20 protein-coding genes are annotated in these 24,400 nt (G+C 74.3%); 8 read left to right on the top strand and 12 right to left on the bottom strand.

Going from position 1 to position 24,400, the window contains the following annotated elements:
- Positions 1–58: 58 nt before the first annotated feature.
- Genes ACFWZH_RS29110 through ACFWZH_RS29135 form a run of 6 tightly spaced genes read right to left on the bottom strand, consistent with a single transcriptional unit; the run spans position 59 to position 7,506 of the window.
- A complete protein-coding gene (locus ACFWZH_RS29110) occupies positions 59–1,084 on the bottom strand; it encodes an HpcH/HpaI aldolase/citrate lyase family protein (RefSeq protein ID WP_384437619.1) in 1,026 nt (341 codons plus the stop codon).
- Positions 1,081–2,337, bottom strand: a complete 1,257-nt coding sequence (locus tag ACFWZH_RS29115; protein WP_384437622.1) for a CaiB/BaiF CoA transferase family protein — start codon at positions 2,335–2,337, stop codon at positions 1,081–1,083. Before ACFWZH_RS29115 ends, ACFWZH_RS29110 begins: the two co-directional genes overlap by 4 nt.
- Positions 2,338–2,343: 6 nt before the next feature.
- Positions 2,344–3,798, bottom strand: a complete 1,455-nt coding sequence (locus ACFWZH_RS29120) for an ADP-ribosylglycohydrolase family protein (protein WP_384437625.1) — start codon at positions 3,796–3,798, stop codon at positions 2,344–2,346.
- Positions 3,795–5,063, bottom strand: a complete 1,269-nt coding sequence (locus ACFWZH_RS29125; protein WP_384437628.1) for an ADP-ribosylglycohydrolase family protein — start codon at positions 5,061–5,063, stop codon at positions 3,795–3,797. The genes ACFWZH_RS29120 and ACFWZH_RS29125 overlap by 4 nt, the downstream gene beginning before the upstream one ends.
- Positions 5,060–6,364, bottom strand: coding sequence for an ADP-ribosylglycohydrolase family protein (locus ACFWZH_RS29130; RefSeq protein WP_384437631.1), 1,305 nt, complete (start codon positions 6,362–6,364; stop codon positions 5,060–5,062). Before ACFWZH_RS29130 ends, ACFWZH_RS29125 begins: the two co-directional genes overlap by 4 nt.
- Positions 6,361–7,506, bottom strand: coding sequence for an ADP-ribosylglycohydrolase family protein (locus ACFWZH_RS29135; RefSeq protein WP_384437787.1), 1,146 nt, complete (start codon positions 7,504–7,506; stop codon positions 6,361–6,363). The genes ACFWZH_RS29130 and ACFWZH_RS29135 overlap by 4 nt, the downstream gene beginning before the upstream one ends.
- A gap of 395 nt (positions 7,507–7,901) precedes the next feature.
- Between ACFWZH_RS29135 and ACFWZH_RS29140 the strand changes: the two genes are divergently transcribed.
- From ACFWZH_RS29140 to ACFWZH_RS29150, 3 genes are all read left to right on the top strand, one after another.
- On the top strand, positions 7,902–8,633 hold the full coding sequence (locus tag ACFWZH_RS29140) for a VIT1/CCC1 transporter family protein (RefSeq protein WP_384437790.1): 732 nt from the start codon (positions 7,902–7,904) through the stop codon (positions 8,631–8,633).
- A 302-nt stretch (positions 8,634–8,935) separates the two neighbouring features.
- Complete coding sequence (gltB, locus tag ACFWZH_RS29145; protein ID WP_384437634.1) at positions 8,936–13,567, top strand: glutamate synthase large subunit; 4,632 nt, start codon at positions 8,936–8,938, stop codon at positions 13,565–13,567.
- Complete coding sequence (locus tag ACFWZH_RS29150; protein ID WP_384437637.1) at positions 13,560–15,020, top strand: glutamate synthase subunit beta; 1,461 nt, start codon at positions 13,560–13,562, stop codon at positions 15,018–15,020. Before gltB ends, ACFWZH_RS29150 begins: the two co-directional genes overlap by 8 nt.
- A gap of 217 nt (positions 15,021–15,237) precedes the next feature.
- Here the strand turns inward: ACFWZH_RS29150 and ACFWZH_RS29155 are convergent, their stop codons facing one another.
- Complete coding sequence (locus ACFWZH_RS29155) at positions 15,238–15,810, bottom strand: hypothetical protein (RefSeq protein WP_384437640.1); 573 nt, start codon at positions 15,808–15,810, stop codon at positions 15,238–15,240.
- A 67-nt stretch (positions 15,811–15,877) separates the two neighbouring features.
- On the opposite strand from ACFWZH_RS29155, the gene ACFWZH_RS29160 reads away from it, so the two are divergent.
- Entirely contained in the window at positions 15,878–16,639 is a 762-nt protein-coding gene (locus tag ACFWZH_RS29160) for an ArsR/SmtB family transcription factor (RefSeq protein ID WP_384437643.1), read from the top strand.
- A gap of 25 nt (positions 16,640–16,664) precedes the next feature.
- Here ACFWZH_RS29160 and ACFWZH_RS29165 read toward each other — a convergent pair whose 3' ends face one another.
- On the bottom strand, positions 16,665–17,246 hold the full coding sequence (locus ACFWZH_RS29165; protein WP_384437646.1) for a MarR family winged helix-turn-helix transcriptional regulator: 582 nt from the start codon (positions 17,244–17,246) through the stop codon (positions 16,665–16,667).
- A 115-nt stretch (positions 17,247–17,361) separates the two neighbouring features.
- Here ACFWZH_RS29165 and ACFWZH_RS29170 point away from each other — a divergent pair, with 115 nt between their 5' ends.
- Positions 17,362–18,090, top strand: a complete 729-nt coding sequence (locus tag ACFWZH_RS29170; RefSeq protein ID WP_384437650.1) for an SDR family NAD(P)-dependent oxidoreductase — start codon at positions 17,362–17,364, stop codon at positions 18,088–18,090.
- A gap of 4 nt (positions 18,091–18,094) precedes the next feature.
- Here ACFWZH_RS29170 and ACFWZH_RS29175 read toward each other — a convergent pair whose 3' ends face one another.
- The gene (locus ACFWZH_RS29175; RefSeq protein WP_384437653.1) at positions 18,095–18,574 is read right to left on the bottom strand and encodes a PPOX class F420-dependent oxidoreductase; all 480 of its coding nucleotides are present in this window, start codon (positions 18,572–18,574) and stop codon (positions 18,095–18,097) included.
- 82 nt (positions 18,575–18,656) lie between these two features.
- Complete coding sequence (locus ACFWZH_RS29180) at positions 18,657–19,154, bottom strand: hypothetical protein (protein WP_384437656.1); 498 nt, start codon at positions 19,152–19,154, stop codon at positions 18,657–18,659.
- A 141-nt stretch (positions 19,155–19,295) separates the two neighbouring features.
- Here ACFWZH_RS29180 and ACFWZH_RS29185 point away from each other — a divergent pair, with 141 nt between their 5' ends.
- Positions 19,296–20,060 (top strand): MBL fold metallo-hydrolase, encoded by a 765-nt coding sequence (locus ACFWZH_RS29185; protein WP_384437659.1) that lies wholly within the window; start codon positions 19,296–19,298, stop codon positions 20,058–20,060.
- Positions 20,061–20,107: 47 nt separating this feature from the next.
- Here ACFWZH_RS29185 and ACFWZH_RS29190 read toward each other — a convergent pair whose 3' ends face one another.
- Positions 20,108–21,154, bottom strand: coding sequence for a LacI family DNA-binding transcriptional regulator (locus tag ACFWZH_RS29190; RefSeq protein WP_384437662.1), 1,047 nt, complete (start codon positions 21,152–21,154; stop codon positions 20,108–20,110).
- Between the two features lie 169 nt (positions 21,155–21,323).
- On the opposite strand from ACFWZH_RS29190, the gene ACFWZH_RS29195 reads away from it, so the two are divergent.
- Positions 21,324–22,025 (top strand): alpha/beta fold hydrolase, encoded by a 702-nt coding sequence (locus tag ACFWZH_RS29195; RefSeq protein WP_384437664.1) that lies wholly within the window; start codon positions 21,324–21,326, stop codon positions 22,023–22,025.
- A 49-nt stretch (positions 22,026–22,074) separates the two neighbouring features.
- Here the strand turns inward: ACFWZH_RS29195 and ACFWZH_RS29200 are convergent, their stop codons facing one another.
- The gene (locus ACFWZH_RS29200) at positions 22,075–23,046 is read right to left on the bottom strand and encodes an ArsR/SmtB family transcription factor (RefSeq protein ID WP_384437667.1); all 972 of its coding nucleotides are present in this window, start codon (positions 23,044–23,046) and stop codon (positions 22,075–22,077) included.
- An 85-nt stretch (positions 23,047–23,131) separates the two neighbouring features.
- On the opposite strand from ACFWZH_RS29200, the gene ACFWZH_RS29205 reads away from it, so the two are divergent.
- Positions 23,132–24,385, top strand: coding sequence for an alpha/beta hydrolase family protein (locus ACFWZH_RS29205; RefSeq protein WP_384437670.1), 1,254 nt, complete (start codon positions 23,132–23,134; stop codon positions 24,383–24,385).
- Positions 24,386–24,400 lie beyond the last annotated feature (15 nt).

The following is a 24,400-nucleotide window of genomic DNA, read 5'->3' on the forward strand; positions in this document are numbered from 1 at the left end:
GCGCGGATCCGGCCGGCGCCCTTTTCGTCCCCGTGCCTGAGCGATTCGTCCCCGCGCCTCAGCGGCTCCTCTCCGTGCCTGCGCGGCTCCGCCGCCCGGCCAGGGAGAGCACCCGCCGGGCCCCGGCGACCACCGCCGCGTCCACGAACCCTCCCTCCGGCAGCGCCTGCGCCCCGCCCTGCGCCGCGGCCGCCCGCACGATCCGCTCCGCCGCCTCGACCTCCTGCGACGACGGCAGATGCGCCGCCTCGATGACGGGGAGCTGGCGCGGATGGATCGCGGCCCGGCCCAGGAACCCCAGCGCCCGGCCCCGCGCGCTGGAGCGGGCGAGCCCCTCCAGATCGCGTACGTCCGGGTAGACCGACTGCGGCGGCGGGGGCAGCCCGGCCGCGCGGGCCGCCACCACGGTCCGGCTGCGCGGCCAGGCCAGCCCCGCATCGTCCCGTACGCCCAGCTCCGCGCTCAGATCGGCCTCGCCGACCGCGATGCCGCGCAGCGCCGGGTGCGCGGTGGCGATGGCGAAGGCGTGCTCGATGCCGAGCGCGGATTCGAGCAGGGCGTAGAGGGCCGGGGTGGCGGGCAGCGCGCCGGCGGCCACGGGGGTGAGCACGGTGGTGGCGCTCTGCGGGGCGGCCCTACCGGACGCGGCGGCGCCGTCCACCGGAGCGCAGCTGCGCCTGGCGGCCGGACGCCCGGCGAGGGCGGGCGACGCGGGCGGCCCCGCGGTCGTCGCCCACCCGGCCGCCCGGTGGATGTCGGCCGGCCCCTGCACCTTCGGCAGCCGAAGGCCGGCCAGGCCCGGCAGTGCGGCCAGGGTGCGGATCTCGGTCTCGGCGAGCGGGCCGTCCAGCGCGTTGACCCGGACGTGGACGGGGGACGGGCCCGGGACCGGGTCGGCGAGCAGTTCGGCGGTGGCGTGCAGCGCGTAGCCCTTGCGGTCCGGGGCGACCGCGTCCTCCAGGTCGACCACCACCACGTCCGCCCCGCAGCCGAGCGCCTTGGCGACCACCCCGGGGCGGTCGCCGGGCACGTACAGCCAGGTCAGCGGGGTGCCGAGAGAGGTCTCGCCGGGCGTCTGCGTCATAGCGCGCCCGCCGCCCGCAGTCCGGCGATCTCCTCCGGGGCCATGCCGAGCCCGGCCAGCACCCGGTCGGTGTCGGCGCCGTGCGGGCGGCCGGCCCACTGGATCGCGCCCGGGGTCTCGGAGAGCCGGAAGAGCACGTTCTGCATCCGCAGCGTGCCCAGCTCGTCGTCCGGGACCTCGGTGATCGTCCCCAGCGCCTGGTACTGCGGATCCGTCAGCACGTCGCGGATGTCGTAGATCGGAGCGACGGCCGCCTCGGCCTTCTCGAAGGCGGCCAGGACCTCGGCCCGGTCGTGCCGGGCGATCCAGTCGCCGACCGCCGCATCGAGCTCGTCGGCGTGCCGCGCGCGTCCCGCGCCGGTGCCGAACCAGGGCTCGTCGATCACCTCGGGCCGGCCGACCAGCCGCATCACCCGCTCGGCGACGGACTCCGCGGAGGTGGAGACGGCCACCCACGAGCCGTCGGCGGTGCGGTAGGTGTTGCGCGGCGCGACGTTGGCGGAACGGTTGCCGGTCCGCGGCTGGACGTGGCCCAGCTGGTCGTACCAGAGGGGCTGCGGGCCGAGGACGGTCAGCATCGGCTCGATCAGCGCCAGGTCGACGACCTGGCCGCGGCCGGTGGTACTCCGTCCGTGCAGCGCGGTCAGCACCGCGTACGCCGTGGTCAGCGCGGCGATCGCGTCGGCGAGGCCGAACGGCGGCAGGGTCGGCGGTCCGTCCGGCTCCCCGGTGATCGCGGCGAATCCGCTCATGGCCTCGGCGAGGGTGCCGAACCCGGGACGCCGGGCGTACGGGCCGAACTGCCCGAAGCCGGTGACCCGGGCCAGCACCAGGCGGGGGTTGGCGGCCGACAGCTCCTCCCAGCCCAGGCCCCACTTCTCCAGGGTCCCGGGCCGGAAGTTCTCGACGACGACGTCCGCGTCGGCGGCGAGCCGCAGCAGGACGTCCCGGCCGCCGGGGTGGGACAGATCGAGCGTCATGGCGCGCTTGTTGCGGCCCAGCAGCTTCCACCACAGCCCGACGCCGTCCTTGGCGGGCCCGTGGCCACGCGCGGGGTCGGGCCGCCGGGGATGCTCGACCTTGACCACCTCGGCGCCGAAGTCCCCGAGCAGGGTGGCGGCGAGCGGCCCGGCGAACAGCGTGGCGAGATCGAGCACCCGCAGCCCGGCGAGCGGGCCGGGGCGGGGGCCGGGCTCCGGCGCGGCGGGGCCGCCGCCGGGCTCGGTCCTCCCGGTCAGGGACGGGTCGGTCATGATGCGTCAGGCCTCCGGTCGGTCGGGGGTGGGAACGACGAGCGCGGCGGTGCGCGCGGCGAGGGCGTCGAAGCCGATGCCGTCCAGCCCCGCGACGCTGGTGGCGAGCCGGTTGCGCAGCGGCCGCGTCCAGCGCTCGGGCAGGGCGGCGGGCGATCCGGCGAGCAGCCCGGCCAGCGAACCGGCCGTCGCGCCGTTGGAGTCGGTGTCCCAGCCGCCGGACACCGCACGGCAGATGGAGCCGGTGAAGTCGCCGTCGGCATGGGTGAGCGCGGCGGCCAGCAGCGCGGCGTTCGGCACGGCGTGCACCCAGTGGTGGTGGCCGTAGGCGGCGTGCAGCCGGTCGACGACGGCGGTGAAGCCGTCCGGGGTGCCGGTCGGCTCCTCGCGTGCCGCCGTGATGCCGAAGCGGACGGCCCGCGCGAGCCGGGAGCGCGGGGGGACCACGGCGAGCCCGGCCCGCAGCGCGCCGTGCACATCGGCGGTGCCGCCGGCCGCCTCGGCGAGCGCGCCGGCCGCGAACATCGCGCCGTACACCCCGTTCGCGGTGTGGCTGAGCACGGCGTCCCGCCAGGCCTGTGCCGCGGCGGCCGCCGGGTCGCCGGGGTGCGTCCAGCCGTGCACGTCCGCGCGGATCAGCGCACCGATCCACTCCCGGAACGGGTTGTGGTGCCGGGCGGTGTGCGGCGGCTCGATGCCGTCCAGCAGGTTGCGGTAGGCGACCCGCTCGGCGGTGAACGTCCGCCCGGCCGGCAGCTCGTCCAGCCACAGCCGTGCCACGTCGCCGGTACGGAAGCCCGGGCCGTGGCGTTCGAGGAGCAGCAGGCCCAGCAGCGGGAAGTTGAGGTCGTCGTCCTCGGGCATCCGGTCGATGTGCTCGGCGAGCGAGGTGGCGCGGCTGCGGCGGTTCCAGGGGTAGCGCGCGGCCACCGCCGGGTCGAGCCCGATCTCGGTGAAGTACGAGGCCAGCGGCCAGTTCCCGGTCGAGCGGGCGAGTCGGCGCAGGCCGCTCAGCGGCACCTTCTCCACCGGCTTGCCGAGCAGGCAGCCCACCGCCCGCCCGAGCCAGGCGGCCTCCAGGCGGGCCGCGGGCACGGCGCCGCCCGGCCGCGTCGCCGCCCCCGCCGGCCGAGGGGGGCACGCCGCCCGGATCTCGGGCAGCTCCGTGGGCTCGTCGGCCGCCGACGGGCAGGGCAGCGCGGCCAGTTCGTCGAGCAGCTCCCGGGCCAGGGCGCGCAGCGCCGGGTCGCCCGGTCCGGGTGAGGCGCCCGCCCGGCCGGGTGCCGGCGCCCCGCCCGCCGCCCGCCAGCGGCGCGCGACGGCGCCGGCGTCCCGGCCGTCCTCCGCCGCCTGCCGCAGCTCGTGCCCGATCAGGTCCTCGGGCTGCACCCAGGTCACCCGCAGCGGCTCCCCGGGTGCGGGGCGCGCCGGGTGGGCGGCGGCCACCGGCGTGGTCGTCACCGTCCGCCCGCCTCCGTCATCGCCGGGATGGCCGAGATCGCGGTGAAGGCCTGCTCGTGGGTGCGGGCGCGGGCCCGGTCGCGGGTGAAGACCTCGCGGGCGACGGTGGCCAGCGCGGCCCCCGGCGCCTGGAGGTCCAACCGGCTGGCGCGGGCGACCTCGCCGGCCCACTCGGCCGGCACCGCCGAGGCGCCGCGCAGCGCGCCGGCCAGCGCACCGCTCATCGTGGCGATCGAGTCGCAGTCGCGCCCGTAGTTGACCGAACCCAGGACGGTGGTCCGGAAGTCGCCGCCGCCGATCAGCAACATGCCCAGGGCGACGGGGAGTTCCTCGATGGAGTGCAGCCGGGAGGGGCGGCGGGCGCCGAGCGAGGGGTTGCGGTAGTCCGGGCCGACGGTGTCGAAGGGGGCGACCGCGGCACGCAGCGCACCCGCCGCCGCGGCGCGGTCGGTCACCGACGCCGCGGCCTCGCAGACCGCTTCGATGGCGGCGCGGGTGCCGTCCTTGGCGAGCCGCAGCGCCTGGACGACGACCGAGGAGGCGGTGGCCTCGGGGGCGAACGCGGCGGCGACGGCCGCGGCGAACACCCCGGCCGCCTCCCGCCCGTAGGAGGACTGGTGGGTACCGGAGATGTCCAGCGCCTCGGCGTAGGCCCGGTCCGGGTTACCGGCGTTGACGACGCCGACCGGCGCCATGTACATCGCCGCACCGCAGTTGACGATGTTGCCGACGCCCGCCTCGCGCGGGTCGGCGTGCCCGTAGTGCAGCCGCGCCACGATCCACTTCTCGGCGAGGAAGATCCGCTGCACCGGCAGCGCCTCGGTCTCCAGCTCCGGGATCCAGCGCGGGGTGCCGATCAGGTCCGGGACGAGGTGGTCGGCGATGTCGTAGGCGTCGAGGTGGTCGCGCACCGACTCGTAGACCCGCACCAGCGCATGGGTCATCAGGGTGTCGTCGGTGACGTGCCCGTTTCCCTTGTGGTACGGGGCGATCGGGCGGGCGGTGCGCCAGTCGTCGTGGAACGGGCCGACGATGCCCTCGACCGGACCGCCGTGCCGCTTGACGATCTCCTCCGGCGTCCGGCCCTCCACCGCCCCGCCGAGCGCGTCGCCGACCGCGGCGCCGATCAGGCACCCGACGGCCCGGTCCTCCAACGACGGCGGGGCGGGGACCGCCGGGGCGCCGGGCGCGACCGGCAGGACCTGGGTGACCTGGTTAGCGGGGACGCCCGGCGCGCTCGGCGTCGTCTCGCTGGTGTACGTCATCTGCGGATGAGTCCTTCCACGGTGGGGGTGAGGGGCGGGGCCGAGGCGGCCTCCGCCCCGGCTCGGGGGGCGGCGGGGGAGACGGCCTCCGGGGCGGCCCCGGCGGCGGCTTCCGGGGCGGGCGGCTGCGTACCGGCGAGCCGCCCGGCCAGCTCGACCAGGTCCGTACCGGCCAGCCGCGGCAGCGCGCAGCCGGACAGCACCCGGCAGGCGTCGCGCCAGGTGCGCGGCAGGGCCCGGGCGCCGCCCAGGGCGCCGGTCAGCGCGCCGGCGAGGGCGGGCGCGGAGTCGGCGACCCGGGAGAGGCAGGCGGCGGCCGGTACCGCCTCGGCGACCAGCCCGTCCGTCGCCAGGGCGAGCGCCAGCGCGACCGGGACGGTCTCGGCCGCGGCGATGCCGTAGCTGTAGACGTGGTCGACGATCTCGTGCTCCAGCACGGGGACCAGCGCGAAGGCGGTGCCCGGCCGGCCGGGCCGATCGGCGGCGAAGGACCGCGCGAGGTGGACCGCGTGCAGCGCGTTGCGGCGGATCTCGGTGCCCTCGGGGAGCTGGCCGAGCGCGGTGTCCACACAGTCGCCGGCCGGGGCCCCGCCGACCGCGGCGGCGATCGCGGCGGCCATCGCGCGGGCGCCGTGCACCCCGTCGCCGTCCTGGGTGTAGCGCGCGTCGTACTCGGCGAGGTCGGCCGCCGCGGCGGGCTCACCGGGGTGCACCACGGCCAGTACGGCGGCCCGGACGCACGCCGCGTCGTCGAAGAAGTGCGGATTGTCGTGCCCGGTGGCGGGCGGCCGCAGTCCGGCGGCGAGGTTGCCCAGCCCCGCCCTCACGGAGATCCGGGCGCGCAGCGGAAGGACGGCGGACTCCACCTCGGGCGCCCGGTCGGCGGCCGCGGCGACCTCGTTGGCCAGCGCGTTCCAGGCGAGGTCGAGGGCCGCGCGCATCCGGCGGTCCCGGCCCAGGCCGCTGAGCAGCGCACCGGCCGCGGTGAGCACCGACTCGGCGGTGAAGGCCGCCCACTCGGCGTCGTCGGAGGGGCCGAGCCGCAGCGGCTCCGGCGGCTGGTTGAGGGCGATCGGCACGGGCAGCGTGGTGGTGGCGTTCTGCTCGGCGAAGGTGTCCAGCTCGCGGGTCAGCCGCCGGGTCCACTCCGGCATCCGCGCCGCCCGGTGGCGGGCCGCCGGCCACCCGGCGGCGTCGCCCGCGGCCAGCCCCAGCAGCAGGCCCTCGATACGGCTGCCGGCGTCGGCGGCACCCTCGGGGCCGGCCCCGGTCGACGCGGTGAAGGCGCTGTCCCCGCTCATCCGGCGACCGCCCCGACAGGGGAGCTGGCCCCGGGTTCCGCGGCGGCCCCCGAACCCGCCGCGGCCGGTGCCAGCAGGTCCGCGACGTCCAGGACGTGATAGCCGGCCATCGACGGCAGACAGCTGCCGCGCGCCGGGCCGATGGCGCCGGCCCATGCCGCGGGGATCGCCGCGGCCCCGCCCAGCGCACCGGCCAGCGCGCCCGCCACCGCCGCCGTGGTGTCGGCGTCCCGGCCCATGTTCACCGCGGTCAGCACCGAGGCGGAGAAGTCGCCGCGGGCGGCGGCGAAGGCGCCGAAGGCCAGCCCGACGGCCTCGGGCGCGAGATCCGTCCAGGGGTAGCCGCCGATCACGACGGCGGAGCGCACCGCGCGCTCGGTCCCGAGCTGGGTGATGCCCGGGTCGTGCCGGGAGCGCTGCGCGGCGCCGACCGCGCGGCGCAGGGAACGGGCGGTCCAGGAGTCCTCCGGCACCACCGAGAGCGCGGCGGCGATCACCACGTCGGTGCTGGGCGTCCCCCCTGGGACGAGGGGGGCGCCCCCGGGCGTCGAAGGACCTTGGGGGAGGGCGACCATGGCGGCGGCGACCCCGGCGGCCACCGCCCGTCCGCCGTAGATCCCCTCGCCGTCGTGGCTGACCGTGCCGTCGATGGCGACCAGCCGGGCCGCCTCGGCGGGCCGGCCGGCGGCGAACACCCCGAACGGCGCGGCGCGCATCGCCAGCCCGTCGCTCCAGGCGTGCCGGTGCTGCGCCGAGATCGGCGCGGCCAGTCCCCGGCGCAGGTTCTCCAGCGTGCCGCGTTCGCTGAAGCCCGCGCCGCGGAAGGGCCCCTCGTCGCGGTCGGCGATCCACTGGTGCCAGGCGGCCTCCACATGGGCGACGGTCAGCGCCGAACCGTGCGCCGCCAGCAGCAGCCCCGAGAAGAGGGCGTACTCGGTGTCGTCGGTGCCGGCCGGGTCGTCCTCGACGTAGCCCTCGATCCGGCCCCAGCGGCGCCGGATCTGAGAGGGCTTCATGTTCTCCGCGGGGGCGCCGAGCGCGTCGCCGACGGCCAGCCCGAGCAGCGCGCCACGGGCCCGGTCGCGCAGGGAACCGGGGACGGCGTGGGGTGCCGCCTCCGGGGGCGTGGGGTGCCCTTCCATGGCTCGCTCGCTCTCCACGGTTCGCTCGCTGCGCTCGCTCATGCCGACACCTCGCTCCGCTCGGCCCCGCATTCGCGCGGCGCGCACCTTCCCATGGCTCGCTCGCTGCGCTCGCTCACGCCGTATCCGTGCCACGCGGCGGGCCGCCTCTCCTGCCGCCGGCGCCACGGTCACCCGGTCGACGCCCCCGGACGCACCCCGCGGAGGGGGCCCGTACCGCCTGTGAGCGGGATCTCAGCGCCCCTCTCGCGGAAAAGCCGCAGGTCAGCGCGGTAAGTTCGGCCTTCCTTGCTAGCGCGGGAGGGCAATTCGCGCATAGCTTCGAGGTGTTGGAGGGGGAAGCGCCGCCATCGGCCCACACCTCGCTGAAGGGAGTAGGTCCCGATATGTCCGTCATGGAGATCATGGATGCCGCGGCACCGACGCATGCGGCCCACCGCGACAACCACACCCACCGCGATGTCAACGGCGGCTGGCTGCGCCCCGCCGTCTTCGGCGCGATGGACGGTCTGGTCTCGAACCTCGCCCTGATGACCGGTGTCGCCGGCGGCGCGCTGTCGCAGCAGACGATCATCATCACCGGACTGGCGGGCCTGGCCGCCGGAGCCTTCTCCATGGCCGCGGGGGAGTACACCTCGGTCGCCTCGCAGCGTGAGCTGGTGCAGGCCGAGCTGGACGTCGAGCGGGCCGAGCTGCGCAAGCACCCCAAGGACGAGCTGGCGGAGCTGGCGGCCCTGTACACGTCGCGCGGCGTCGAGCCGGAGCTCGCCCGCAAGGTCGCCGAGCAGCTCTCCCGGGACCCCGAGCAGGCCCTGGAGATCCACGCCCGGGAGGAGTTGGGTATCGACCCGTCCGACCTTCCTTCGCCCGCCGTCGCCGCCCTGTCGTCCTTTGGATCGTTTGCGCTGGGCGCCCTTCTGCCTGTCCTTCCTTACCTGTTGGGCGCTTCCGCCATCTGGCCCGCGGTGCTGCTGGCGCTGGTCGGACTCTTCGCCTGCGGCGCCGTCGTGGCGCGGGTGACGGCGCGCTCCTGGTGGTTCAGCGGACTGCGGCAACTCGCCCTCGGCGGTGCGGCCGCGGGTGTGACGTACGTCCTGGGAGCGGCGTTCGGAACCGTCGTAAGCTGACGGGAACAGTGATGTGTCATACGGGTGACGGCATAATTACTCTGTTACCCAACGGTTTCGGTTTGTCGACGACCGGGCATAAGGCCCTGGCGTCGCGGGCAATGTCGCTCGCCGAACGCCGCCTTGTGAGACGGCCTCGATTCCGTCCGCGTCCTGAGATCACCGCACAGCGGTGTCCGCATGTTGGAAGCCCCTTTTCGCTTTTCGAGAAGGGAGTCATCCTGTAACCTGCACGAAATTTCGCGGAGGGCCAACGTCGTCCCTCGGCAATGCCTATGCCACGACGACGTATGGGAGAGCCGATGCGCTTCGCGTCCACGCACTCCGCGACCCCCGGCAGCGCCACCGGTGCCGCCTGGTCGCCCATGGACGGGCGCCCCGCCCAGCAGGGGATGTACGACCCGCGCAACGAGCACGACGCCTGCGGCGTCGGCTTTGTGGCCACCCTCACCGGCGAGGCCAGCCACGCACTGGTCGAGCAGGCGCTCACCGTCCTGACGAACCTGGAGCACCGCGGTGCCACGGGGTCGGAGCCCGACTCGGGCGACGGCGCCGGCATCCTGCTCCAGGTCCCGGACGCGTTCCTCCGCGAGAACGTCACCTTCGAGCTCCCCGAGGCCGGCGGCTACGCCGTCGGTATCGCCTTCCTGCCGTCCGATGCCCAGGAAGCGGCCGCGGCCGTCTCACGCATCGAGACGATCGCCGTCGAGGAAGGCCTGGACGTCATCGGCTGGCGGGTCGTCCCCGTCGCCCCGCAGCTGCTCGGCAACGGCGCCCGCGCCACCATGCCGGCCTTCTCGCAGCTGTTCGTTTCAGACCAGCACAGCGTCGGCGACGGCAAGGCCACCGGCCTGGCCCTGGACCGCAAGGCCTTCGCGCTGCGCAAGCGCGCCGAGCGCGAGGCGGGGGTCTACTTCCCCTCGCTGTCCGCCCGGACCATCGTCTACAAGGGCATGCTGACCACCGGCCAGCTGGAGCCCTTCTTCCCGGACCTGTCCGACCGCCGCTTCGCCACGGCCATCGCCCTGGTCCACTCGCGGTTCTCCACCAACACCTTCCCGAGCTGGCCGCTGGCCCACCCCTACCGCTTCGTCGCGCACAACGGCGAGATCAACACGGTCAAGGGCAACCGCAACTGGATGCGCGCCCGCGAGTCCCAGCTGGCGTCGAAGCTCTTCGGTGCGGACAACGCCGAGCAGCTCGACCGGCTGTTCCCGGTCTGCACCCCGGACGCCTCCGACTCCGCCTCCTTCGACGAGGTCCTGGAGCTGCTCCACCTCGGCGGCCGCTCGCTGCCGCACTCCGTGCTGATGATGGTCCCGGAGGCCTGGGAGAACTCCACCTCCATGGACCCGGCCCGGCGCGCCTTCTACCAGTACCACTCCACGATGATGGAGCCCTGGGACGGCCCGGCCTGCGTCACCTTCACCGACGGCACCCAGGTCGGCGCGGTCCTCGACCGCAACGGCCTGCGCCCCGGTCGCTACTGGGTCACCGACGACGGCCTGGTCGTGCTCTCCTCCGAGGTCGGCGTCCTGGACATCGACCCGGCCAAGGTCGTCCGCAAGGGCCGCCTGCAGCCCGGCCGGATGTTCCTCGTCGACACCGCCGAGCACCGCATCATCGAGGACGACGAGATCAAGGCGCAGCTCGCCGCCGAGCACCCCTACCAGGACTGGCTGGACTCCGGCCTGATCGAGCTCGCCGACCTGCCCGAGCGTGAGCACATCGTGCACACCCACGCCTCGGTCACCCGCCGCCAGCAGACCTTCGGCTACACCGAGGAGGAGCTGCGGGTCCTCCTCGCCCCGATGGCCAAGGCCGGCGCCGAGCCCATCGGCTCGATGGGCACCGACTCGCCGATCGCCGCGCTCTCCGAGCGCCCCCGGCTGCTCTTCGACTACTTCACCCAGCTCTTCGCGCAGGTCACCAACCCGCCGCTGGACGCCATCCGCGAGGAACTGGTCACCTCGCTGATCTCCTCGCTCGGCCCGCAGGGCAACCTCCTGGAGCCCACCGCGGCCTCCTGCCGCAGCGTGACCCTGCCCTTCCCGGTCATCGACAACGACGAGCTGGCCAAGCTCATCCACATCAACGCCGACGGCGACATGCCCGGCATGAAGGCCGTGACGCTCTCCGGCCTCTACCGGGTCTCCGGCGGCGGCGAGTCGCTGGCCGCCCGGATCGAGCAGATCTGCGCCGAGGCCGACGCCGCCATCGACGACGGCGCCCGGCTGATCGTGCTCTCCGACCGCCACTCCGACGCCGAGCACGCGCCGATCCCCTCGCTGCTGCTGACCGCCGCGGTCCACCACCACCTCATCGCCACCAAGGAGCGCACCCAGGTCGGTCTGCTCGTCGAGGCCGGCGATGTGCGCGAGGTGCACCACGTCGCGCTGCTCATCGGCTACGGCGCGGCCGCGGTCAACCCCTACCTGGCGATGGAGTCCGTCGAGGACCTGGTCCGGGCCGGCACCTTCCTGCCCGGCATCGAGCCCGAGCAGGCCATCAAGAACCTCATCAAGGCGCTCGGCAAGGGCGTGTTGAAGGTCATGTCCAAGATGGGCATCTCCACCGTCGCCTCCTACCGGGGCGCGCAGGTCTTCGAGGCCGTCGGCCTGGACGACGAGTTCGTCGCGCAGTACTTCCACGGCACCGCCACCAAGATCGGCGGCGCCGGCCTGGACGTCATCGCCCAGGAGGTCGCGGCCCGGCACGCCAAGGCGTACCCGGCCACCGGCATCGCCGCCACGCACCGCGCGCTGGAGATCGGCGGCGAGTACCAGTGGCGTCGCGAGGGCGAACCGCACCTCTTCGACCCGGACACCGTCTTCCGGCTCCAGCACTCCACCCGCTCGCGCCGCTACGACATCTTCAAGCAGTACACCGAGCGGGTGAACGAGCAGTCCGAGCGGCTGATGACGCTGCGCGGCCTGTTCGGCTTCAAGTCCGACCGGCAGCCGATCCCCCTCGACGAGGTCGAGTCGGCGTCCGAGATCGTCAAGCGCTTCTCCACCGGCGCCATGTCGTACGGCTCCATCTCCCAGGAGGCGCACGAGACCCTCGCCATCGCCATGAACCAGCTGGGCGGCAAGTCCAACACCGGTGAGGGCGGCGAGGACCCCGAGCGCCTCTACGACCCGGCGCGCCGCTCGTCCATCAAGCAGGTCGCCTCCGGCCGCTTCGGTGTGACCAGCGAGTACCTGGTCAACTCCGACGACATCCAGATCAAGATGGCGCAGGGCGCCAAGCCCGGCGAGGGCGGCCAGCTGCCCGGCCACAAGGTCTACCCGTGGGTCGCGAAGACGCGTCACTCGACGCCGGGCGTGGGCCTGATCTCCCCGCCGCCGCACCACGACATCTACTCCATCGAGGACCTGGCCCAGCTGATCCACGACCTCAAGAACGCCAACCCGGCGGCACGTATCCACGTGAAGCTGGTGTCGGAGGTCGGCGTCGGCACCGTCGCCGCGGGTGTCTCCAAGGCGCACGCGGACGTGGTCCTGATCTCCGGCCACGACGGCGGCACGGGCGCCTCCCCGCTCACCTCGCTCAAGCACGCGGGCGGCCCCTGGGAGCTGGGCCTGGCCGAGACCCAGCAGACCCTGCTGCTCAACGGGCTGCGCGACCGGATCGTCGTGCAGACCGACGGCCAGCTCAAGACCGGCCGCGACGTCGTCATCGCCGCCCTGCTGGGCGCCGAGGAGTACGGCTTCGCGACCGCCCCGCTGGTCGTCTCCGGCTGCGTCATGATGCGCGTCTGCCACCTGGACACCTGCCCGGTCGGCATCGCCACCCAGAACCCGACGCTGCGCGAGCGGTTCAGCGGCAAGGCCGAGTACGTCGTCAACTTCTTCGAGTTCATCGCCGAAGAGGTCCGCGAGCTCCTCGCCGAGCTGGGCTTCAGGACCCTCGAAGAGGCCGTCGGCCACGCCGAGCTGCTGGACACCACCAAGGCCGTGGACCACTGGAAGGCGCAGGGCCTGGACCTGGCCCCGCTGCTGCACGTCCCCGAGCTGCCCGAAGGCGCGGTCCGCCACCAGGTCACCGTCCAGGACCACGGTCTGGAGAAGGCGCTCGACAACGAGCTGATCAAGCTCGCCGCCGACGCGCTGGCCGCCGACACCGCCGAGGCCGCGCAGCCCGTGCGCGCCCAGGTCGCCGTCCGCAACATCAACCGCACGGTCGGCACCATGCTCGGTCACGAGGTGACCAAGAAGTTCGGTGGCGCGGGCCTGCCCGACGACACCATCGACATCACCTTCACCGGCTCGGCCGGCCAGTCCTTCGGCGCGTTCCTGCCGCGCGGCATCACGCTGCGCCTGGAGGGCGACGCCAACGACTACGTCGGCAAGGGCCTCTCCGGCGGCCGGGTCGTCGTCCGCCCGGACCGCGGCGCCGACCACCTCGCGGAGTACTCCACCATCGCGGGCAACACCCTCGCCTACGGCGCCACCGGCGGCGAGCTGTTCCTGCGGGGCCGGGTCGGCGAGCGCTTCTGCGTCCGCAACTCCGGTGCCACGGTGGTCTCCGAGGGCGTCGGCGACCACGGCTGCGAGTACATGACCGGCGGCAACGCGGTCGTGCTCGGGGAGACCGGCCGTAACTTCGCGGCCGGTATGTCCGGCGGTTTCGCGTACGTCATCGACCTGGACAAGGACAACGTCAACAAGGAGCTTGTCGAGGCGGTCCACGCGCTGGACGACACCGACAAGCAGTGGCTGCACGAGGTCGTGCGCCGCCACCAGGAGGAGACCGGCTCCACCGTGGCCGCCAAGCTCCTCGCCGACTGGGATGCCGCCGCTGCCCGCTTCAGCAAGGTCATCCCGCCCACGTACAAGGCAGTGCTCGCCGCCAAGGACGCCGCTGAGCAGGCCGGACTCTCCGAGTCCGAGACCCACGAGAAGATGATGGAGGCGGCGACCAATGGCTGACCCCAAGGGCTTCCTGACCCACGAGCGCGAGATCGCCAAGACCCGCCCCGTCGAGGAGCGTGTCAAGGACTGGAACGAGGTCTACCAGCCCGGATCCCTGCTGCCGATCATCAGCAAGCAGGCCTCGCGCTGCATGGACTGTGGCATCCCCTTCTGCCACAACGGCTGCCCGCTCGGAAACCTCATCCCCGAGTGGAACGACTACGCCTACCGCGAGGACTGGACCGAGGCCAGCGAGCGGCTGCACGCGACCAACAACTTCCCGGAGTTCACCGGTCGCCTCTGTCCCGCCCCCTGTGAGGCCGCCTGTGTGCTGGGCATCAACCAGCCGCCGGTGACCATCAAGAACGTCGAGGTCTCCATCATCGACAAGGCGTGGGACAGCGGCGACGTCACCCCGCAGCCGCCCGAGCGCCTCTCCGGCAAGACCGTCGCCGTCATCGGCTCCGGCCCGGCCGGTCTGGCCGCCGCCCAGCAGCTGACCCGGGCCGGCCACACCGTCGCCGTCTACGAGCGCGCGGACCGTATCGGTGGTCTCCTCCGCTACGGCATCCCCGAGTTCAAGATGGAGAAGCGCCACATCAACCGCCGCATCGAGCAGATGCGCGCGGAGGGCACCAAGTTCCGTACGGAGGTGGAGATCGGCCGCGACATCGACGCCAAGAAGCTGCGCAAGCGCTACGACGCCGTCGTCATCGCCGCCGGCGCCACCACCTCCCGCGATCTGCCGGTGCCCGGCCGCGAGCTGAACGGCGTCCACTTCGCGATGGAGTACCTCCCGCTCGCCAACAAGGTGCAGGAGGGCGATCTGACGGTCGCCCCGATCACCGCCGAGGGCAAGCACGTCGTGGTCATCGGCGGCGGCGACACCGGCGCGGACTGCGTCGGCACCGCCCACCGCCAGGGCGCGGCCTCCGTTACCCAGCTGGAGATCATGCCCAAGCCGGGCGAGGAGCGCAGCGCCGGCCAGCCCTGGCCGACCTTCCCGATGCTCTACAAGGTCACCTCCGCGCACGAGGAGGGCGGTGAGCGGGTCTACTCCGTCTCCACCACCCACTTCGAGGGCGACGAGGACGGCAACGTCCAGTGGCTGCACCTGGTCGAGGTGGAGTTCAAGGACGGCAAGCTGGAGCAGAAGCCGGGCACCGAGCGGAAGATCCCGGCCCAGCTGGTCACCCTCGCGATGGGCTTCACCGGCACCGACCAGGACAACGGCCTGGTCGAGCAGTTCGGCCTGGAGCTCGACCAGCGCGGCAACGTCGCCCGTGACGGTGACTTCGCCACCAACGTCCCCGGTGTGTTCGTCGCCGGTGACGCCGGCCGCGGCCAGTCGCTGATCGTGTGGGCCATCGCCGAGGGCCGCTCCGCCGCCCGCGGTGTGGACCGCTTCCTGACCGGAGCCAGCGCCCTGCCGGCTCCCATCAAGCCGACGGACCGCGCACTGACCGTGTGACCGGCAGTGTGAGCGACCGTCCCTGAGTGTCCCGTACAACGTCGTACGGAGGCATGGGGACCGGGGGAGACCCCGATCCCGACCGCGGCGCCTGTCTCCTTCCCCGACCGGAGGGCAGGCGCCGCGGGTCTTTTCTCCGGGAATACCCCCCGCCCCGCCCCTGTTGTGGCCCCGCAGGGGGCGCTCGCACCCCCTAGGGAATCCGTTCGCCCGCCCCCTACGAGCCGCTGCGCTCCGCGGGGAAACGCCGCCCCAACTGCCGCGCCAGCTCCTGGGCCGGGGCGGGTACGGCCTGTGCGGGGGGAGCGGCCGGCGGCCGGAAGTCGTGCACCGGCGGATGCCACGCCCCCAGGTCGATCCGGCGGTCGCTCAGCGGCAGCACCCACCGCGGGTCGGCGTGCACCCGCAGCACCTGCGCCTCGATCTGCGTCCACGCCCCGTCGGTCACCGTGCGCTCACCGACCCGGCGCGCCTCCAACTGCACCGGACAGTGCACCAGTCGGGGCGGCCGTACCAGCTCGGACGGCTCCGTCCAGGGTGCGTCCGTCGACGGCGCCGCGGCGCCCGTGCCTTCCTCGGTCCCCGTCGCGTCCGGCGGCAGATTGAACACCACGTCCGGGCGTACCGCGAGGTTCCTGGCGGTGCGCCCGCGGGTCGGCAGCCAGAGGCTCACGACCGGGCCGAGCTCCCACCGGATCCGCAGCTCGACCAGCACGAATGTTCCGTCGTCGTTCTCCGTGGACAGCAGCGCCGGGGTGACCGAACTGCTCTTCTCCAGCGCGCCTTTCATGCCGTTGAGGATAGAAGCCAGATGATTCGGTACTCACCGAAATGTTATCAGAGGTTACTCTGTGTACATGAACCGATGGGACGCCGATCAGGAAAGCCTCGCGGAGACGCCCGACCTCGCCGCTCTCGCGGCGCTGCTCGCGGACCGCACCCGCGCCGCCATCTGCATGGCCCTGCTCGACGGCGGCACCTGGACCGCCGGTGAACTCGCCGAATACGCCGGTGTGGCGCCCTCCACGACCACCGAACACCTCAACCTCCTGGTCTCCGGCGGCCTCCTCGCCGAGGAGCGCCGGGGCCGGCGGCGCTATGTGCGCCTGGCCGGACCGGGCACCGCGGAGATCCTGGAGAACCTCGCCGGCCTGGCCCCCTACCGCCATGTCCCCATCCGCTCCCTGGCCGAGGCCAACCAGCGCAGAGCCCTGCACCACGCCCGTACGTGCTACGACCACATCGCCGGCGCCCTCGGCGTCGCCCTCGCCGAGGCGATGACCGAACGCGGCCTGCTCGCCCGGGAGTACGGCCTGGTGTTAACCGCCGCCGGCGCCCAGTGGCTGACCGCCCTGGGCATCCCCGACACCGGCCCCTCCGCCGCCCACCGCGCCCATGTGCGCACCTGCTTCGACTGGACGGTGCGCCGCCAGCACCTCTCCGGCGCGGTCGGCGCCGCCCTCTACCGCCACGCCGTGGACCGGACGTGGATCGTCAAGTCGCCCACCACCCGCATCCTCGGCGTCACCGAAACGGGCCGTACGGCCTTCCGCGAACTGCTCGGCCTGCCCGACGAGGCGCTCCTGCCGTCCCTCCCGCTCACGTCCCCCCGCACCTGACCGCCGCGGGAAGGCGGCGGGCCCTTCAGTCCTCGCCGACGTGGCGGATCCGGTCGTCGCCGAGCTTGTGCTGGGTGTCCTGGAGCAGGATCCGCAGCAGCCCGGCGAGCTGCTCCTGCTGGTCGGGCGTCAGCCCGCCGACCAACTCGGCCTCGCGGCACAGCACTCGGTCGACGGTGGCCTCGACCAGCTCATGGCCGGCCGGGGTGAGTGCGACCAGGACCGTACGCGTCCGGCCCTCGCCCGGCCGCCGGGTCACCAGCCCCTCGCGCTCGGCGCGCGCCACCCGCTGGGAGATCGCCCCCGCGGTGACCATCGAGCGCCGGCTCAGCTCACGGGTCGTCAGGGTGTACGGCTCGCCGCTGCGGCGCAGCACGCTGAGCAGGTCGAGGGTGGCGGTGTCCACCCCGGCGGCGGCCAGCACCCGCCGCCGGTCGTCGCCCAGGAGCTTGGCCAGCTGCCAGATGGGCGTCACGATCCCGATGGAGGACACCGGGGTGCCCGGGCGTTCGCGCTGCCAGGCGGCGGCGATCTCCTCGACGGGGTACGGGGCGGCGTGCGCCGCGGGGCGGTCGTCGCCGCCCCTCGCCTCAAAATCCCTTGTCACTGACCCTCCCGGTGATGTTATGTTCAGCTCTAAATATAGACCTAAACGAAGTCCTGGTCCGTGATCCGGTCCGTGATCCGGACCGAGGGCTGCACATGAGGACGGAGCTCAGCGTATGTCACGCACCATCCTGGTCACCGGCGGCGGAACCGGCATCGGCCGCGCCGTCGCCCGCCACTTCGCGGCCCAGGGCGACGAGGTCGTCGTCACCGGCCGCCGTCCCGGCCCCCTCCAGGAGACGGCCGCCGGCCACCCGGGCATCCGCCCCCAGGTCTGCGACCACACCGACCCCCAGGCGCTCCTCGCGCTGCTGGACCGACTCCCCGACCGGATCGACGTCCTGGTCAACAACGCCGGCGGCAACACCGACTTCGACACCGCGCACGACGGCGCCGGCGACCTCGCCGCCTACGCCCGCGACTTCCGCGCCAACCTCGACGCGAACCTGCTCAGCGCCGCGCTGACGACCAGGGCGGTGCAGGACCGGCTGGCGGCCGGCGGCGCCGTCGTCCACATCGGGTCGATCGCCGCCGACCAGGGGTCGGGCTCCTACGGAGCGGCCAAGGCCGGACTCGCCTCCTGGAACGTCGAGCTGTCGCGGACGCTCGGTCCCCGCGGTATCACCGCGAACGTCGTCGCGCCCGGCTATATCGCCGACACCGACTTCTTCCGCGACCGGCTCACCGCCGAGCGCCGCGAGAGCCTGGTGACCGCCTCGGCCGTGGGCCGCGCGGGCTCCCCGGACGACATCGCGGGGACCGTCGCCTTCCTGGCCTCACCGGCGGCCCGGCACCTCACCGGCCAGGTGCTCAACGTCAACGGCGGTACCCGCACGACCCGTTGATCACCTAGGGGGTGCCTCCGCCCTCCACCAGACGGGCCGGGAAGCCGCCGGTCGCGACCGGGCCCCAGCGCCGCGGAACCACCCGGATCAGCGACTTGCCCTGCTTGCGCATCGCCGCCCGGTACTCGTCCCAGTCCGGGTGCTCACCGGCGATGTTGCGGTAGTACTCGACGAGCGGCTCGATCGAATCCGGAGCGTCGATCACCTCGGCCTCGCCGTCGATCTGCACCCACGGTCCGTTCCACTCGTCGGACAGCACGATGACGCTGACCGACGAGACCCGCCGGGCGTTGCGGACCTTGGCCCGCTCCGGATACGTCGACATCACCAGCCGCCCGGAGTCGTCCACCCCGCAGGTCAGCGGCGAGCCCTGCGGGGTGCCGTCGCTGCGGCGGGTGAGCAGGATCGCACGGTGACGGGGGCGGACGAACTCCAGCAGCTCGGGCAGCTCGACGCGGTGCGTGGTGGCGATGGAAGGGCTCATACGGCCGAGCGTAGGGCGTGGACCGCGCTCGCAGGCGAACCCGCGGGCGCCGGTCCCGCCGCGTCGCGCCCGGCCGGCGGCGTCAGCCCTTGAGCAGCTCCTTGCCGGTGGCCGCGTCCACGACCTTGCGGTCGCCCAGCGCGCCCTTGAGCTTGATCTTCACCTTGTCGGTGGCCAGCATCTCGGTGCACATCCCCTTGGCGCTCTTCTTCTTGCCCCAGCCGGTCACCACCACCAGTCCCTTGGACTCGTGGCTGCGCGCACCGAAGCGGGCGTCGCAGGCGCTGTGCCCGACGGTCACCGTGATCTCCCGTATGTCCTTGCCCCCGGAGCCCTTGGGGCCCCGCGCGTCGACCAGCGGCAGCAGCGCCTCCTGCCGCCCCGGCACCGGCGAGACCTTCGGCCAGTCCCGGACTATCTGATCCGCCCGGCGCTCGAAGGCGTCCGGCTTCTTCGGCGGGGGCGCGCTGCCCACGGTCTGCTGCTTCTGGCCGCAGCCGGACAGGGCGACGGCGCCGGACGCTGCCAGCACGAGCACGGCGGCGAGCGAACGGGTGCGGGAGAGGTGGGATCCTCGCATGACATGCCTCCTTGGTTCGGCTGTGTGACGTGCCGGAGGCAAGACGGGTTCCGGCCGGATCCGGGCGTGTTCGCGGTGCGCTCAATCCGCCCACGGCGCAAGCCGTCCGCAGCGGCCCCGCCGCCCGTTAGCGTCCGCACCATGGACGCACTCACCCCGATCACCCCCACCCCGATCACCCCTACCCGGATCACCGCCACCGTCTGGCAACTCCCCTTCCCCGTGGGGCACGTGTACGCCGTCGCCCTCCCCGGCGACGGATACGCGCTGGTCGACACCGGTGTTCCGGGCTCGGCCCCCGCCATCCTCGACGCGCTGGCCCGGATCGGCGGCCGGCCCGAGCAGCTGCGGCAGATCGTGCTCACCCACTCCCACCTGGACCACATGGGCTCCGCCGCCGACCTCGTCGCCGCCACCGGCGCCCGCGTCCTGGCCGGCGCGCTGGACGCCCCGTACATCCGCGGGACCGCCCCGGAGCCCGTGCCCGCCCTCACCGCCGCCGAACTCGCGCTGCACGAAGGGGTCATGGCGGGCCTCGCGGCCGCCGAGGTCCCGCCGCTGCGCCACACCGCGGTCGATGTCGAACTGCACGACGGCGACACTCTCGACGGCTGGCCGGAACCGGTCCGGGTACTCCATGTCCCCGGCCACACGCCGGGCGGGATCGCGCTGCACCTGCCCGGGAGCAGGCTGCTGTTCCCCGGCGACGTCATCGGCACCGACCCCGACGGCGGCCGTGCGGTCCTCGGCCCGTTCAACGTCGCGCGTGAGGCGGCCGTCGCGTCCTTCCGGCGGCTGGCCGCCCTCGACGACGTCGACACGGTGTGCGTGGCGCACGGCGCGCCGCTCCGCACCGGCGCCCGGGAGGTGCTCGCGGCGGCGCGCCCGGAGGCGGACTGGCTCTGACCCGCGCGCCCGGCCCGGCGGGCCGGACGGCCGGGCAGCCGGGCGGCTCAGCCGGAGTCGCGGGCCTGGACGTGGAAGGTGCCCAGCCGGTGGGTCGTGGGCGCGGTGCCGGGCGCGCGGATGAGGGCGTCGACCAGCTCCGCGATCCGGTCCGGTGCGGTGATCTCGGCGCGGACGCTGGTCAGCCGGGGGCGCAGCAGCCGGGCCAGCAGCAGATCGTCCGCGCCGACCACCGCGATGTGGTCGGGGGAGCCGGCGCCGATCGTGTGGCCGGCGTCCTGGAGGGCGCGCATCAGCAGCATCGCGTACTCGTCGTTGTAGGCGAACACCGCGTCCAGGCCCCACCGCGGCCAGTCGGCGGCGAGCCGCGCCGCGGACTCCTCGGTGAGCGCGAGGTCCAGCGGCCGCACCTGGGTGCCGGGGAGGGCGGCGGCCGCGGCCCGTACGCCGGCCAGCCGGGGCTCCGCGAAGGCGGCGAGCTCCGGCTCGGCGGGCCGCACCACCCCGATCCGGCGCCGGCCGCCGGCCAGCAGATGCTCACCGGCCCGCAGGCCGGCCTCCCGCTGGTCGAGCAGCAGAGTGTGGGCGCCGGGAGGCGCCGACGGCCCGTGGGTGAGGACCGCGGCCGTACCGGAGCGGTGCAGCAGCTCGACGGCGGCCGCGTCCAGCGGCGGGCCGTGCAGCGTCAGCACGGCGGCCGGCCGCAGCTCGGCCCAGGCACGGGCCGCCGCCACCGGGGAGGCGGCGGGCGCGCCGTGCAGCACGCCGGTGTAGCCGAGGCCGTGCAGCGCGGTCTGGAAGCCGGCGAGGAACCGGGTGAAGAGGGGGCCGAAGACCGGCACCGTGTCGGCGTGCGCGGCCAGCAGCACGATGCTGCCCCGGCCGGCCCGCAGACTCCGGGCCGCGGCGTGCGGCACATACCCCAGCTCCTCGGCGGCCGCCCGCACCCTCGCCTGGGTGCGCTCGCCGACCCGACCGGCGGCCTGCCCGTTCAGCACGTACGAGACCGTCGCGCGGGAAACCCCGGCGCGCCGGGCAACGGCCGCGCTGGTCGGGGGCGTTGGGATGGCCCGTGGGCCGGCTGGGTCAGTCATGCTGCTGCGCATCCTCGCACAGGGGTTTTGCCCGGAGGGCCGGGGCGCGGCACATTCCGTACGGCTAATGACACGTGTAACGTCGGCGGGTGCGGTCCGGCCCCGGGCAACTCCGGGTCCGGGACCACCGGGAGACCGGAGCGGACCTGGCGGGAGAGAGGGCACGGGCATGCAGCTGCACACCCATGAATGGGGCGCGGGCGAACGGATCGCGGTGCTGGTCCACGGAATGATGTCCGACCACCGCACCTGGCGCCGGGTCGGTCCGGCGCTCGCCGAGCGGGGCTACCGGGTCATCGCCGTCGATCTGCGCGGCCACGGCCGCAGCCCGCGCGGCGACTACGGCGCCGAGTCGTACGCCGACGACCTGGTCGAGACCCTGCCGGCCGCCCCCGAAGTCGCCCTCGGGCACTCCCTGGGCGGTCTGGCGCTCTCCCTGGCGGTGGAGCGGCTGCAGCCGCGGCGCGCGGTCTACAGCGAACCGGCGTGGTCGCTCGGCAGGCTCGAACAGCCCGTGGACCCGGCAGTGTTCGCCACTTTCAAGACCGCTGACCGCACGATGGTGCGCAGCTTCAACCCGCGCTGGGACGACAGCGACGTCGACCTCGAACTCGCCACGGTCGCGGACTGGGACACCGGGACCGCGCTGGCGCTGTCCGCCGAGCGGCTCCAGGACCGGACACCCGAGAAGCCGGTCGTCCCCTCGCTGGTCCAGATCGCGGGGGAGGGCTTCCTCTTCCCGGACGCGGCGGCGGCCGCCGCCGACCTGACCGACCGGGGCTTCGAGGTCCGCACGGTGCCCGGCGCGGGCCACACCATCCACCGCGACGACTTCGACGGCTTCCTGGCGGGGCTGGAGGGGTGGGTGTAGGGGGCAGCACTCAGGGCCCGTCCGATGGGCCATGGCCACCGGTCCTGCTTCATTCCGCGCCGTGCCGCCGGACCAGCAGCGTTCCCAGCGCGGTGCGCCGGTGCAGTACGGACCGGCCCGCGCGGACCGTGGTGATCAGGCCCGCGCCGCGCAGCGCGGCGGTGTGGGCGGAGGCCGTGGCGTTGCTGACGCCCAGTCGCCGGGCGAGCCCGGTGGTGGAGTGCTCCGCCGCGAGCAGCAGCAGGATCTCCAGGCGGGTGCGTCCCAGCACCTCCGCCAGCGCCTCGGCCGTGCCGTCCGCCCCGGCCGGGGTGAGCGGCAGGCCCGGACCGGCCGGGTAGGTCAGGTACAGGGGGCGGCCGGGCAGGTCGGCGATCAGGGGCGGGCCACTCCAGTGGAACGTGGGCTGGAGCACCAGGCCGCGGCCGCGCAGCGCGCGGTCCGACTCCCCGGGCGCTGTGAACTCCCAGACGTCCCCGCGGAGTCGGCCGCCGGGCACGAGCCGGTCGAGCGCGGCGCCGACACCGTCCTCGGCCACCGTCAGCGCGTAACGGGTGAACTCCGCCCGGTGCAGGTCCTGCACCACCGGCCACACGGGGCGCACGGCCGTTTCGAAGGCCGCGAGCTGTGCGCGGCGCAGGAGCTGGAAGGCCTCGGCGTCGCCCCGGTGCAGAGCGCGGACCCACGGCGGAACCGGGGCCGGATGCCGGGCGTAGACCCGCTCGATCTCGGCGCGGACCCCTTCCGGGCGGCCGGCCCGCACCGCCTCCAGCCCCTCGGTCAGGCTGTCGCTGAACACATCGAGGAATCGGGGAGCCTGGCCGGCGGGGACCAGGTCTGCCAGCGGCTCGGCGGCGGCCGGCAGCGACCGGAGCAGTCGTTGCCGCCAGCGGCCGAAGAGCACCGCGTCGTCGGGTCGGCACATCCGCAGCAGTGCCACGTTCAGCTCCTGCAGCGGTGCCGGCCGGGGCGCGAGGCGGACCCGGGCGAAGTCGGCGGCCGTGAAACGGATCCGGATCAATACTCTCCTCAGCGGCACCGCGCCATCGTTTCGGCCTGGCCCTCAACGTTCGCCCGTGCCGCGGCCGGACGCCAGCATTCAAGTCATGTCCTCCTCATTCACTCATGGCGCCGGCGCGCTGACCCGGCGGACCGTCACCACCTCGGCCGCACTGGCCGCCGCGCTGCTGCTCACCGGTGGCGGCCGCGCACCGGCCCGGCCCGCGGCGGCGGCGCCCGCCGGCGGCCGCACCCTGCGGCTGCCCGCGCCGACCGGTCCGCACCGCATCGGCCACACCACGCTGTATCTGGCCGACCCCACCCGGCGCGATCCGTGGGAACCGGCCCTCGCCGTACGGGAGGTGATGGCCACGGTCTGGTATCCGGCCCGCGCCGTGCACGGCCACCCGGTCGCGCCGCAGATGACCGCGGACGCCGCGGCGCTGTTCGCGCGGATCGACGCCGAGATCCACCACCTCCCCACGTCCGGTGTGGACTGGGCGGCCACCATGACGCACGCGCACAGGGGCGCCCCCGCCCAGCCCGTACGGCGCCCGGTGCTGCTCTACAGCCCGGGAGGCGGTGACCCGCGCACCATGGGCACCGGGGTCGCCGAGGAACTGGCCGGCCACGGCTGGGTGGTGGTGGCCGTCGACCACCCCGGCGACGCCGGCGAGGTCGCCTTCCCCACCGCGCGGGCGGGCCGCGAGCGGGTCCGCCCGACCGTCTTCCGGGGCGATCCCCGGACCTCCCCGGAGATCTTCCGCACCGCGATCGACACCCGGATCGCGGACCTCCGCTTCGTGCTGGACCAGTTGGAGGTCCTGGCGGCCGGCGGCAACCCCGACGCGGCCGGCCGCCCGCTGCCGCCGGACCTCGGCCGGGCGCTGGATCTGCGGCGGGTGGGCGCCTACGGGCACTCGGCCGGCGGCACCGCCGTGACCGAGGCGATGTACGAGGACCGCCGCATCGGCGCGGCGGTCAACCTGGAGGGCCATCTCGACCACCCGGCGCCCGGCCCCGGCCGGGAGGGGGAGCTGTTTCCGGTCGCCCGCCACGGGGTGGACCGTCCGCTGCTCCTGCTGGGAACCGACGGCTTCCCCGGCCGCGCGGAGATGGCGCGGTCCTGGTCGGCGATGCTCGCCCACCCGCGCGGACACACCCGCCGGCGGCAGATCGACCACGCCGCGCACGCGGTGTTCACCGACTACGCCGCGCTGGCGCCCCAGTTGCAGGCCGCCGGACTGATGCCGCCCGAGGACCGGGTCGCGCTGGTCGGCGCGATCGATCCGGCCGTCTCGGTGCCCCTGGTGCGCCACCACATACGGTCGTTCTTCGCCCGGCACCTGCCCGGACACTGACCCGCCGGCCCCGCC

Origin of the sequence: Streptomyces sp. NPDC059008, assembly GCF_042749045.1 — a bacterium.
Lineage (GTDB): Bacteria > Actinomycetota > Actinomycetes > Streptomycetales > Streptomycetaceae > Streptomyces.